This window comes from Labrys okinawensis (genome assembly GCF_047345005.1).
GTDB classification, from domain to species: Bacteria; Pseudomonadota; Alphaproteobacteria; order Rhizobiales; family Labraceae; genus Labrys; species Labrys okinawensis.
Map to the genome: position 1 here is coordinate 5016321 of NZ_CP178864.1, position 12585 is coordinate 5028905.

Below are 12585 nucleotides of genomic sequence, written 5' to 3' on the forward strand. Positions count from 1 at the left end.
CGATGGTCGACCAGACTCAAGCCGCTGCCGTCAGCGAGGATCGGGGCCCGTCCGCGGCCCTGATCACCGTGGTGGCGCTGGCGACCGGCTCCCTCGTCGCCAATCTCTATTATGCCCAGCCGCTGGTCGCCTCGATCGGGCCGGCCATCGGCCTCAGCCCCGACATTGCCGGCTCCATCGTCAGCGTCACGCAGATCGGCTACGGCCTCGGCCTCTTCCTTCTGGTCTCCCTCGCCGATCTCGTCGAGAACCGGCTCCTGGTGCTGGCGACGCTGAGCTGCACGGTGATCGGCCTGATCGGCGCCGCCGTTTCGACCGGTGCCCTGCCCTTTTTCGCCGCCTCGCTGCTGATCGGCCTCAGTTCCACGGGCGCGCAGGTGCTGCTGCCCTTTATCGCCCATCTCGTGCCCGCGGCGCAGCGCGGACGCGTGGTCGGGAATATCATGGGTGGCCTGCTCACCGGCATCATGCTGGCGCGGCCCGTATCGCTGTTCATCGCCGCGAGCTTTGGCTGGCGTGCGGTGTTCTGGTGTTCGGCGGTGCTGATGGTCTTCATCGGCCTCGCCCTCTCGCGCATGATGCCCAGGCATAAGCCGCATGGAGGCATGCATTACGGCCAGATCCTAGCCTCCATCTTTACCCTCGTCCGAGACCTGCCGGTGGTGCGCTGGCGGGCGGCCTATCAGCTCTTCCTGTTCGCTGCCTTCAACCTGTTCTGGACGGCCTCGCCGCTGATGCTGGCGGAGCGCTTCGGCATGAGCGAGCATGGCATCGCCCTCTTCGCCCTGGCCGGCGCGGGTGGCGCCTTCGCCGCGCCGATCGCCGGACGCCTGGCCGATCGCGGCCTCAGCCGCACCACCACAGCCGGCGCCATGCTCACGATCGCCCTCGCCTTCTGGGCCACCGGCTGGGTCGTGGCGGCACTGGCCCTGGCCGTCCTGGTGGTGCTGGCAGTGATCATCGATGGAGCGGTGCAGGCCAATCAGGTCGTCAGCCAGCGCATCATCTTCTCGGTGCCGCCGCAGGTGCGCGGGCGTGTCAACGCTTTCTACATGACCTGCACCTTCATCGGCGGCGCCATCGGCTCTGTGCTGGGCACGCTGACCTATCATTGGGGCGGCTGGACAGCGACGGCAGCCGTCGGCGGCTCCATGGGGGCGTTCGCCCTGCTCCTTTTCTTCCTGGAGCTCAGCAGAACGAGGGTCTCACCGGCGTAGGGCATGGGAGATGCGATTTCCCTAGACGATAGCTTGCTTTATCACTCTATCTTGATGCATTTTTTCAACAAGAATCGCTGAGGGACTTCGGTTGAGCAAAGCCAGGATCGTCTATTTCATCACCCACGCGGAGGTCGAGATCGATCCCGCCATTCCCGTTCCGGACTGGCGCCTATCGCCGCGCGGCCGTGCGCGCCACGAAGCCTTCAACCGGCGCGACTTTGTCGGCGGCATCGGCGCCGTCTATTCCAGCAATGAGGAGAAGGCGCGCAATGGCGGGGACATCCTCGCCCGCCACCTCGGCCTGCCGCTCCAGGTGGTCGAGGCCCTGCATGAGAACGACCGTTCGGCCACCGGCTTTCTGAAGCCACAGGAATTCGAGGAGACGGCCAACGCCTTCTTCGCGAATCCCGAGCTCAGTATCCGTGGCTGGGAGCGCGCCATCGACGCCCAGGCCCGCATCGTCGGGGCCGTGACCAGCATCCTCGACGGGGATCGTGGCGAGGGCGATATCGCCGTCGTCGCCCATGGCGGTGTCGGCGCGCTGCTGCTCTGCCATCTACGCGCCGTGCCGATCAGCCGCACGCATGACCAGCCGGCTGGCGGAGGCGGTCATTACTTTGCCTTCGAGGCTGGCTCGCGGTATCTGCTCCATGGCTGGAAGCGCATCGATGAAGAGGCGTCGGTAGCGGCTTCCTGATGGCAGCTTCAGGACTGGCGGGCGCCAGGCTGCAGCCATGTATCCGGATGTATATATAGGCTGCCGGAGGGCAGACAGGAGATCAGTCATGACAGCCGCTCTCGCCATCGCCGCCACCAGCGAGATCCTGCGCTTCCTCGTCGACGAGGCGCTGCGGAAGACCGGGCAGGCGCTGAACTTCACGCCGCCTGCGGTTACCATCGGCTCACCGCCAGCGGGCAATACGGCTACGCCCAGCGTCAACCTGTTCCTCTGCCAGGCCCTGCCCAACTCATCTCTCAGAAATGCACCCGGCTTCGTGCGCGGCCCTCTCGGCGATCGACCGAGCCAGCAACCTTTGCTGCTTGACCTGTTCTATCTCGCCAGCGGCCACGGTCCCGGCAGCGCCCGCGAAATAGGCCTTGGCGCCGCCATCGAGACCCTGCAGCAAACGCCGATTGTCACGACCGCGCTCATCAGTACCGCCCTGAGGAGCCTTGATGGTGATCCGGACCCGCTGCGCCGGGCGCTTTCTGACCAGGCGGTGATAGACGGCTTCGAGAGCATCGCCATCAAGGCCCAATCCCTCGGCCTCGACAGCACCGCAGGCCTGTGGATCGCCGCACAAGCGCCCCTCAGCCCGAGCGCCTCCTATGTCGTGACCATCGCTTTCAAGGATCCTTCAGCCTGAAAAATGGAGTGGCGGTCTCCGACCGCCATCTTTTTTGCCGACAAGCACTTTGTTTCCGCCAATGGCGGTCGGAGACCGCCACTCCAATTCGCACGACATGCGGCAATTCCAGGCCGTGCTCGATGCCGGACCGATGGCAAGCAATGTCTCGCGTATCAAGATCGCCAAGCTGGTCGAGCATGACTTTACCGCACAGGCGGCCATCTCCGACGTGCTCAAGAACAACCGCCTGGTGGCCGAGGCGGCACGAAATGCGAGGATCGCTTCGCCCTTGCTCGACATCTGCCCTGCTCTGTTCAGCGAGACCGAAGCCATGGGCCTTGGTCAGGCCGACATGGCGGCGGTGGTCCGCGCCATCGAGGCCCGGACGGATGGAAGCCCGCCGTCAGCCTGACCGCCCTCAGGCCGCGATCCCGATCAATCCGCAGCGATCCAGCATGGAGAATTGTATTGTCACCATACTTCCCAAACGTTCTCATTCTCAAAATTCCAAGCGCCCTTGTTCCCACGCCCTTTCCGGCTGGGTTGATGAGGAGACCGGGCGATGGCGGCTGCAGGGCAGCCGTGAAAGCAGGATCATGGAAGATGCAGGCCGCACTGTCGGTGCAGGCCACCATCGCCCTGTTCCGGCGGCCCGGCACGCTGACAAAGCGCGCAAGGCCACCCGTTTTTCCGCCTTCTGAAGGCGGAGGCGAGCCTGGAGCGGATGGCACGGACCATCCGAACCCGGCCCAGCCGGCTCGGCAAAGGGGCTGAGCGACGTCCATCCTGGCCGGACGGTGGCATCAGCCGTCTTCACCGCATCGGCGGGAGGAGGGACGAAGGCGTTGCCGGGCTCAAGCCCTTCACGCTCCGTCCAGGGATTGCGTGGTCTTTCCATCGCCTGGCACTTCCATGGGGTGCCGATCCCTCTGTCCCGCTCGTCACCCCTGGAGGCCAGCTTCGAAGGAAGCATGGCCGCCGCGCGCCTGTCGCGTGGACAGGCTCTCGGGGTGGATGGAGGCGTTCGGGGCCGGGTTGTACAGACGCCGGCCGCTGACGCCTCATTCCGTTACGGAATAGAGCATGGGAACGAACGAAAGTCAATCTCTGTACTATTTATGTCTAAAACAATCGCTTCAGGCTCAGGTGATATTTGAGTTCACCGGCGTGGCTCGCATGCGCGCCAACTTTGCGGGGCGACGGGAGGGAAACTGGAGGGGCGATCACCGATCGCCCTCCTCCTTCCCCACAAAACGCATCATCGCGCCGGTGTGCCCTCGAGCCCGAGCAGGCGCGCCTTGACCTCCAGGCCTCCGGCAAAGCCGGTAAGCTCCCCGCTCGACCCGACAACGCGATGGCAGGGCGCGATGATCGAAATGGGATTGCGGCCATTCGCCGCCCCGACGGCCCGCACCGCCTTCGGGCTTCCAAGCCGCCGCGCGATCTCCGCATAGGTGCGCGTCTCGCCGAAGGGAATGGCGAGCAGGGCCGCCCACACCTTCTTCTGGAAATCGGTGCCGGCGAAATCGAGCCTGATATCGAAGGCCTTTCGAGTACCGGCGAAATAATCGCGCAGCTGCTGCTCGGTCTCCAGGAGGATCGGATGATCCTGGGCCTCCGCCACGACGTTGAGGCGCACACGCCCCGGCCGGTCATTCTCCCACAGAATCGCCGCCAGGCCATCCTTGCTGGCAACCAGCTTGAGTCGACCAATGGGCGTCTCCGTCCATTTGTAGAAATAGTCCTTGGCTGCGCCTTTGAGTGCCCCGGCCATGACAACCTCCTCGTTCCGATTCGGAGCACCACTGCTCCTCGATGATTGCCTTGTAAGGCATGCCAGCAATCGCCGCCGCCCGTTCTCTGTTGTGCTGGAGATTGCATTCCTATGTCGGGAAATGCCGGTCGAGACTCGAAATCGCAAGCCAAGCATGCTAGAACAAAAAGTGAACAGACTTGTAAATGGAACGCCAGCATGCCTCCCATCGCGAGCAAGGGCCGCGCCTCGCAGTCCAACGCCTCCGGCCGCTTCGAAGGCCTGGCGCGTGAAAGCTTCGACGATGGCTGGTGCGACGAGGATATGCCGGTCGTCCGCCATGAGACCACGCTGACGGCGGAGAAGGCGCACACCATCCTCTCGCGCAATGACAGTCCCGATCTCGCCTTCGATCGCTCCATCAACCCCTATCGGGGCTGCGAGCATGGCTGCATCTACTGCTTCGCGCGTCCGAGCCACGCCTATCTCGGCCTCTCGCCGGGCCTAGACTTCGAAACGAAGCTGTTCTTCAAGCCGGACGCTGCCGCGCTTCTCGACGCGGAACTGCGCCGGCCCGGCTACCGCGTCGAGCGGGTGCAGCTCGGCGCCAACACGGACCCCTATCAGCCGATCGAACGGCGGCTCGGCATCACGCGCGCGGTCATTGAGGTGCTCCAGCGCTTCAACCATCCGCTCGCCATCACCACCAAGAGCGTGCTGGTGACGCGCGACATCGACATCCTCGCACCAATGGCCGAGCGGGGTCTTGCCATGGTGGCCGTCTCCATCACCACGCTCGACCGCAGGTTGGCGCGCAGCATGGAGCCACGCGCCTCGACGCCCGAACGCCGCCTCGACGCCATCCGCCAGCTCAGCGCCGCCGGCATCCCCGTCGTCGTCGGCGTCTCGCCGATGATCCCCGGCCTCAGCGATCACGAGATGGAAACGATCATGGAACGGGCAGCCGGGGCCGGGGCCACCGGCGCCTATTATTCCACGCTGCGCCTGTCGCATGAACTCAAGGACCTTTTCCGCGAATGGCTCGCGGCCGAGCAGCCCGGACGTGCCACCCATGTGATGTCGCTGGTGCGGCAATTGCGCGGCGGCCGCGATAATGACCCTCGCTTCGGCAAGCGCATGACCGGCGAAGGCCCGCTCGCGGACCTCCTCGCGAGGCGCTTCGACCTTGTCCGGCAACGGCTGGGCCTCTCCGACCGATTTCCGGCCCTGGATACCGGGCTGTTCCGGATCCCGGCGCGAAGCGGTGACCAACTCAGCCTACTGTAAGGGCCATCGCATAGCTCCCTTGAAGACTCGGACCGCGCACCTGAACACAAAAATGCCCGCCATCCCATACGACGGCGGGCATTCTCTACGGATCTAAAATCGACGATCTAGTCGCGATAATCAGACAAGATCAAACCGGTCGAGGTTCATCACCTTCGTCCAGGCGGCCACGAAGTCATGCACGAACTTCGCCTTCGCGTCGCCGGAGCCATAGACTTCGGCCAGAGCGCGCAGCTGGGAGTTCGAGCCGAAGACGAGGTCGACGCGGGTGCCGGTCCACTTCACCTCGCCCGTGGCCCGATCGCGGCCCTCGAACACGTCGTCCGCCTCCGAGACCGCCTTCCAGACCGTGCTCATGTCGAGCAGGTTCACGAAGAAGTCGTTGGTGAGAGCTCCCGGCCGCGTGGTGAAGACGCCGTGCTGGGAGTGCCCGGCATTGGCGTCGAGCACGCGCAGCCCGCCTACCAGCACGGCCAACTCCGGCGCGGACAGCGTCAGGAGCTGAGCCCTGTCGACCAGGAGCCCCTCGGCCGAGACCGTGAAGGCACCCTTCAGATAGTTACGGAAGCCGTCGGCCTTCGGTTCGAGCACCTCGAAGGATTCGATGTCCGTCTGCTCCTGTGTCGTATCGGTACGGCCGGGCGCGAACGGAACCTCCACCTCATGGCCGCCGTCCCTGGCCGCCTTCTCGACGGCGGCGCTGCCCCCGAGCACGATCAGGTCGGCGAGCGACACCTTCTTGCCGCCGGACTGGGCGGCGTTGAACTCCGCCTGGATCTCCTCGAGGGTGCCGAGCACCTTGGCGAGCTGGGCAGGCTGGTTGGCCTCCCAATCCTTCTGTGGCGCCAGCCGGATGCGCGCGCCATTGGCGCCGCCGCGCTTGTCGGAACCGCGGAAGGTCGAGGCCGAAGCCCAGGCGGTCGAGACAAGCTCGGAGATCGACAGGCCCGAGGCGAGGATCTTCGCCTTGAGGGTGCTGATGTCCTGCTTATCGATCAACGGGTGATCGACGGCGGGGACCGGATCCTGCCAGATCAACTCTTCGGCCGGGACCTCCGGGCCGAGATAGCGCACGCGCGGCCCCATGTCGCGATGGGTGAGCTTGAACCAGGCGCGGGCGAAGGCGTCGGCGAACTGGTCCGGGTTCTCGAAGAAGCGGCGCGAGATCTTCTCATAGGCCGGATCGAAGCGCAGGGCGAGGTCCGTGGTCAGCATCGCCGGCGCGTGGCGCTTCGAGGCGTCATGCGCATCAGGCACCGTGTTGGCGCCCCCTCCGTTCTTGGGCTTCCATTGATGGGCTCCAGCGGGGCTCTTGGTCAGTTCCCACTCATACCCGAACAGGTTCCAGAAGAAGTTGCCGCTCCACTTGGTCGGCGTCGAGGTCCAGGTGACCTCAAGGCCGCTGCCAATGGCATCCGCGCCGATGCCGGTGCCATGGGTGCTGCGCCAGCCAAGGCCCTGTTCCTCGAGGCCCGCGCCTTCCGGCTCGACACCCACCAGCGTGGCATCGCCCGCGCCATGGGTCTTGCCGAAGGTGTGGCCACCGGCAATGAGCGCAACGGTCTCTTCATCGTTCATGGCCATGCGCGCAAAGGTCTCGCGGATGTCGCGGGCCGCTGCGAGCGGGTCGGGATTGCCGTTCGGCCCTTCCGGATTCACATAGATCAGGCCCATCTGCACGGCGGCGAGCGGATTTTCGAGATCGCGATCGCCGCTATAGCGCTTGTCGGCGAGCCAGGTGTCCTCCCCGCCCCAATAGATGTCCTCTTCGGGCTCGAACACATCGGCACGGCCGCCGCCGAAGCCGAACGTCTTGAAGCCCATCGATTCGAGCGCGACGTTGCCCGTGAGGATCATCAGGTCGGCCCAGGAGATCGTATTGCCGTATTTCTGCTTGATCGGCCAGAGCAGGCGACGGGCCTTGTCGAGATTGACGTTGTCGGGCCAGGAGTTGAGTGGCGCGAAACGCTGCGTGCCCGCACCGGCTCCGCCGCGGCCGTCGCCGGTGCGATAGGTGCCTGCGCTGTGCCAGGCCATGCGGATGAAAAGCGGGCCGTAATGCCCGAAATCAGCCGGCCACCAAGGCTGTGAGTCCGTCATCAGCGCAAGGAGGTCCTTCTTCAGGGCTTCGATATCAAGCTTCTTGAACTCCTCCGCATAGTTGAACGTCTCGCCCATCGGGCTCGACAGCGCGGTGTTCTGGTGCAGAACCTTCAGATTCAGCTGGTTCGGCCACCAGTCCCGATTCGACCGCCCACCCAGGCTCGGGTTGAAGCGCCCATGTGGCACCGGGCATTTGCCGGCATTGCCCGCATCACTTCCGTCCATGATTTCCTCCGATCGTGGTTACACTGTTTGAACCTGCCCGTGCTCAGGACCTACGACGCCGGGAAGACAATCCGGTGTCACGGTCCTCCGATCCGCAGCACCGGGAACGCCAAATGCCCCCTGCCTTACTGCGCTGGGATCGGCCCAAAACAATCAATTGGGCTGCGCGAACGTTGCACATTGTTTGAGCCGCGCACGCCTGTCCGCCTCGCGTGCGCTGCTCCTTGTCTCTGCGTTTAGAGGTCTACCAAACTGCATCCATTAGTTTAAGTTGGGATTTCTGATCGCAGCGATAAGGCAGGATTATGATCAATCTCACGCTCAGGCAACTACGCTATTTCGAGGCGCTGGCCAGGCACGGTCATTTCGGGCGCGCAGCGGAAGCCTGCGCCATCAGCCAGCCGGCCTTGTCGATGCAGATCAAGGAATTGGAAGAAATGCTGGGAACGGCGCTGCTCGAGCGGGGCGCGCGCCAGGTGCAGCTCACCAATTTCGGCAAGGAATTCTCCCTGCGCACCCGCGACATCCTGCGCTCGGTCGACGAGCTTGGGAATCTGGCGCAGGCGACCCGGGATCGGCTGGTCGGACGGTTGCGCATCGGCGTCATTCCGACAGTCGCGCCCTATCTGCTGCCGACCATCATCGGCAATCTCAGTCACCTGCACCAGGGGCTCGACATTCACGTGCGGGAGACGCTCACCCCCAAGCTGATCCAGGAGCTTGCCGACGGGCGGCTGGATACTGCCATCGTTGCCCTGCCGGTATCCGAGCCTTCCTTTGCCGAGGTCGCATTGTTCACCGAGGACTTCGTGCTGGTGCGCCCCGGCGAGGACGAGGGCAAGCCGGTGCCCGATCGCGAGATGCTGCGCGAGATGAAGCTGCTCCTCCTGGAAGAAGGGCACTGTTTCCGCGATCAGGCGCTGGCCTTCTGCAACATTCATTCGGTGCTGACGCGCGAATTGCTGGACGGCAGCTCCCTGTCCACGCTGGTGCAGATGGTCGGCGCCGGCATCGGCGTCACGCTGATCCCGGAGATGGCGGTGGCGATGGAGACGCGCTCCGCCTCCGTGTCCATCGCGCGCTTCGTGGGCCCTCAGCCCTCGCGGACAATCGGCATGATCTGGCGCAAGACCAGCCCCCTGGTCGCCCAGCTCCTGCAGATTTCAGAGGTCGTGCGGGATTCGGCCGACACGCTGCGCAAGCGGCACATCAGGACCATGCCGTCGCCCGCTCCGGTGCCATGACAGCATGGCGGCATGTGATCGGGGAAGATGATATCGCGAGGGCGCCGGCAAACCGGATTGCACCGTTGCCCATTTGGCCACGGGGTCTCCGCGCGAAATTGTCGACGAATACCATCAGACACCATGCGATCGCCCGCAGTGAGAACGCACCAGGCTTGCACGGAAAGGATAGATCAAGTGGTTCGGCAACCAAATTTGCACCCCCGCGGGCTCGCCGAGTAGTAATCCAAATGGGTATAGTGCGAAAACTCCAAGGTTTGGTTACTATCGATGGGAACAATAACAAAGACCGTGCCATCAGCGACCTGGACCCTGCGGTGCCAATCCGCTCCCATACTGCAACCTCGAATGGAAAGGCTGTCGAATGAACCGCATGTCGTTTGCCGATGCCCTTGAAACGGCTGCGGAACAGATCGGTGCTCCCCTGACCGACGACACCGCTGCCCTGCTCAGGAATGCGGCCATCAGGATTCGCAACGGCAATCTGGTGGCCCTCTCCCCCCATGTCGATTATTCGCTGGCGGAACTGGCAACCGAATTCGGGGTCCCCAAGGACCAACTCATCCGTACCATTCTCAAGGATTGGGTCGAGGCGAATTATCCCACGGCCGCGATAGATCGTGACGCAAAGTCCGGCGCGGCGCTACGCCCCTTGTCAAAACTCAAGCACTGATCCGGCCCGCGCAAGGAGGGCCGACGAGCCACTGCGGACAGTTTGTAATGTGAGGCGGCAGGGGCACCACGCAACCCAGCCTGGCTGTCGCCTTGCGAGATCAGCCTACCGGACTTCCGGCGATCTCCCGAGGCGCAGCCTCGCGGCCGATTCCACGGTTGCCCCTTCACATGGCCATTCCCGCCCAAGCGTGACACTCCTGTGTCAGGGAAATTCCTTGAACAAGACACGATGAAAGGCTAAGGCTGAGAAAAGGTTTTCTCAGCACCAACGTTACTCGCCGACAGCCCGCGATGAGTGGGATCACGTTGGGAAAACGTTTGCGCAAACAAGTGGTGGAAATGCGGGAAGAAGCCCAGGGCTCAAGCGTGGAACCCGTAACGCTTCGCAAGGTGGCCGCCGCCGCCGGTGTCAGCGTTGCCACGGCGTCCAAGGCCTTGAATGGACGAGGGCGCATGACGCCCGAGACGCGCAAGCTCATTCGCGAGACGGCCGATCGCATGGGTTTCCGCCCCAATGCCCTGGCGCAGAGCCTGCTTCGCAAGCGCAGTTTCACAGTGGGCCTCCTCACCAACGATACCTATGGCCGCTTCTCCCTCCCCTTGATGGCAGGAATTTCGGAGGCTCTGGTCGACAAGGGCGTGTCAGTCTTCCTGTGCAACGTCGAGGATGATCCACGCCTTGCCCAGCTGCATGTGAATGCCATGCGCGACAAGCGCGTGGACGGCATCATCGCCACCGGAAAGCGCATCGACCGCCGTCTGCCGATCGACCTCTCGGGCCTCGGAATACCCGTGGTCTATGCCTTCACAGAACCCGATCCCGCCTCGATCGCCTTCGTTGCCGACGAGGCCGGAGGCGTCAGGCTCGCGATCGAACACTTCGCCAGCCTGGGCCGTCGCCGCATTGCCCATGTCAGCGGCCCGACAAGCTTCGTCGTGGTCCATTTGCGCGCGCAGGCCTATCGGGAGACACTCGAACGCCTGCAGCTTCCAGCGTTCGAACCCCTGCTCGGCACATGGTCGGAGGCCTGGGGGCGCGAGGCGGTGCGTCGGTTGTTCGAGGGAACACAGGAGCCGCCGGATGCAATTTTCTGCGGCAATGATCAGATCGCCCGAGGCGTAATCGACGCACTGCGCGAGCGAGGCGTCGCCGTGCCTGGCGAAATAGGCGTTATCGGCTTTGACAATTGGGAGATCATGGCTGCGCAAAGCAGGCCGCCCCTCACATCCGTCGACATGAATCTCACGGCCATTGGCCGCGAGGCAGGGCTTGCGCTGCTGACCCTGGTCGATGGCCAGAAGGCCGAGACCGGCATCCGCAGGCTGCCGTGCCGACTGGTGGTCCGGGAATCCTGCGGCCAGACCACCGCGAAGACCACCGAGGTGCAATCCACATCCGGCTAGCCCGGAATGATAAAACAGGGAGGAATGAAATGAACAAATGGATCGCCGGACTGGCGCTGTGCGCCGGGTTGGGCTTGACGCAGGCCGCGTGGTCGGCCGAAACGGCCAATATCTGGGTGCGCGCCGACGCATCCAATTTCATGCCGAAGGTCGTGGATGCCTTCAACAAGAGCCATCAGGACCAGATCAAGCTCGACATCATCCCCAATGCCGAAATCATCCAGAAATACGGCACCGCCGTCGCCGGTGGCACCCCGCCGGACGGGCTTTCGCTAGACCTGATCTATACGCCGGCCTTCGCCGCCTCCGGGCAACTGGAGGACATCACGGACTGGGCGAAGTCCCTGCCCTATTTTGCGAGCCTTTCGCCGGCGCATGTGAAGACCGGCACCTATCAGGACCGCATCTATGGGCTGCCGTACTCGGCCGACGCCTCGGTACTGATCTGGAACAAGAAGCTTTTCAAGCAGGCCGGCCTCGATCCCGAAAAAGGCCCGACGACCTGGGCCGAGATCGAAGCGGATGCAGAGAAGATCAACGCGCTGGGCGGTGACATCAAGGGCTACTATTTCTCCGGCAATTGCCCCGGCTGCAATATCTTCACCTTCACGCCGCTGATCTGGGCCTCCGGCGGCGACATCCTGTCCGCGGATGGCAAGAAGGCGACGCTCGACAACCCGCAGCTGCGCGCCGCCATCGACTTCTATCGTTCGATGATCAAGAAGGGACTCGTTCCCGAAGGTGCGCAGAGCGATAACGGCTCCAACTTCTTTGCCGCCTTTGCCGGCGGCAAGATCGGCATCAATCCGTCAGGCGCTTTCGCGATCGGTGCCCTGAACACGCAATATCCCGATATCGACTACGGCATCACTTTCCTGCCCGGGAAAGATGGCGGCTGGTCCTCCTTCGCCGGCGGCGACAATTTCGTCATCACCAAGGGCACGACCAAACTTGCCGTATTGAAGGAATTCCTCGACTTCAGCTATTCGCTCGAGGGCCAGACCATCCTGGCCAAGTATGGCAGCCTGCCGGTCCGCGGCGACATCGCCAAGGACGCCCTGAAGGATCTCGACCCGCGCTATCAGATCGCCGCCGAAGCGATGGCGAAGGGCCGCACGCCCTACAGCACCGTGTTCAACGACATCATCAATTCCGCCAACGGCCCGTGGAACCAGATGATCGGGGATGCGATTTTCGGAGGCGACATCGACGGCGCCATCGCGACCGCGGAGAAGACGATGCAGTCGACCATCGACACGGCGCCCTGACGGCGATGCCCCATACCAGGCCGCTGCGCCCTTGCAGCGGCCGGCTTCCCAATAGCT

The 12585-nt window shown here is 63.8% G+C and carries 12 protein-coding genes; 10 read left to right on the forward strand and 2 right to left on the reverse strand.

Going from position 1 to position 12585, the window contains the following annotated elements:
* Window positions 1-2: 2 nt before the first annotated feature.
* The 5 genes from ACMDCR_RS23575 to ACMDCR_RS23595 all read left to right on the forward strand — a co-directional run bounded on the left by ACMDCR_RS23575 (window position 3) and on the right by ACMDCR_RS23595 (window position 3343).
* On the forward strand, window positions 3-1217 hold the full coding sequence (locus tag ACMDCR_RS23575; RefSeq protein WP_413988961.1) for an MFS transporter: 1215 nt from the start codon (window positions 3-5) through the stop codon (window positions 1215-1217).
* A 91-nt stretch (window positions 1218-1308) separates the two neighbouring features.
* Window positions 1309-1917 (forward strand): histidine phosphatase family protein, encoded by a 609-nt coding sequence (locus ACMDCR_RS23580; protein ID WP_413988962.1) that lies wholly within the window; start codon window positions 1309-1311, stop codon window positions 1915-1917.
* Between the two features lie 88 nt (window positions 1918-2005).
* Window positions 2006-2587: a Pvc16 family protein gene (locus ACMDCR_RS23585; RefSeq protein ID WP_413988963.1), complete on the forward strand. Its 582-nt coding sequence runs from the start codon at window positions 2006-2008 to the stop codon at window positions 2585-2587.
* A 61-nt stretch (window positions 2588-2648) separates the two neighbouring features.
* Window positions 2649-2981 (forward strand): NAD-binding protein, encoded by a 333-nt coding sequence (locus tag ACMDCR_RS23590; protein WP_413988964.1) that lies wholly within the window; start codon window positions 2649-2651, stop codon window positions 2979-2981.
* Between the two features lie 170 nt (window positions 2982-3151).
* Window positions 3152-3343 carry a hypothetical protein gene (locus ACMDCR_RS23595; RefSeq protein WP_413988965.1) on the forward strand — a complete coding sequence of 64 codons (192 nt, stop codon included), beginning with the start codon at window positions 3152-3154 and terminating at the stop codon, window positions 3341-3343.
* Window positions 3344-3827: 484 nt separating this feature from the next.
* Here the strand turns inward: ACMDCR_RS23595 and ACMDCR_RS23600 are convergent, their stop codons facing one another.
* The gene (locus ACMDCR_RS23600; protein ID WP_413988966.1) at window positions 3828-4343 is read right to left on the reverse strand and encodes a methylated-DNA--[protein]-cysteine S-methyltransferase; all 516 of its coding nucleotides are present in this window, start codon (window positions 4341-4343) and stop codon (window positions 3828-3830) included.
* Between the two features lie 198 nt (window positions 4344-4541).
* On the opposite strand from ACMDCR_RS23600, the gene ACMDCR_RS23605 reads away from it, so the two are divergent.
* Window positions 4542-5609, forward strand: a complete 1068-nt coding sequence (locus ACMDCR_RS23605) for a PA0069 family radical SAM protein (protein ID WP_413988967.1) — start codon at window positions 4542-4544, stop codon at window positions 5607-5609.
* Between the two features lie 120 nt (window positions 5610-5729).
* On the opposite strand, the gene katG is transcribed toward ACMDCR_RS23605, so the two are convergent.
* Window positions 5730-7937, reverse strand: coding sequence for a catalase/peroxidase HPI (gene katG / locus ACMDCR_RS23610; protein ID WP_413988968.1), 2208 nt, complete (start codon window positions 7935-7937; stop codon window positions 5730-5732).
* 305 nt (window positions 7938-8242) lie between these two features.
* Here katG and ACMDCR_RS23615 point away from each other — a divergent pair, with 305 nt between their 5' ends.
* From ACMDCR_RS23615 to ACMDCR_RS23630, 4 genes are all read left to right on the forward strand, one after another.
* Window positions 8243-9181: a LysR substrate-binding domain-containing protein gene (locus tag ACMDCR_RS23615; protein ID WP_413988969.1), complete on the forward strand. Its 939-nt coding sequence runs from the start codon at window positions 8243-8245 to the stop codon at window positions 9179-9181.
* Between the two features lie 364 nt (window positions 9182-9545).
* Window positions 9546-9854, forward strand: a complete 309-nt coding sequence (locus ACMDCR_RS23620) for a hypothetical protein (RefSeq protein WP_413988970.1) — start codon at window positions 9546-9548, stop codon at window positions 9852-9854.
* A 341-nt stretch (window positions 9855-10195) separates the two neighbouring features.
* A complete protein-coding gene (locus ACMDCR_RS23625; protein ID WP_413993701.1) occupies window positions 10196-11260 on the forward strand; it encodes a LacI family DNA-binding transcriptional regulator in 1065 nt (354 codons plus the stop codon).
* A gap of 29 nt (window positions 11261-11289) precedes the next feature.
* Window positions 11290-12528, forward strand: a complete 1239-nt coding sequence (locus ACMDCR_RS23630; protein WP_413988971.1) for an ABC transporter substrate-binding protein — start codon at window positions 11290-11292, stop codon at window positions 12526-12528.
* Window positions 12529-12585: the final 57 nt, after the last annotated feature.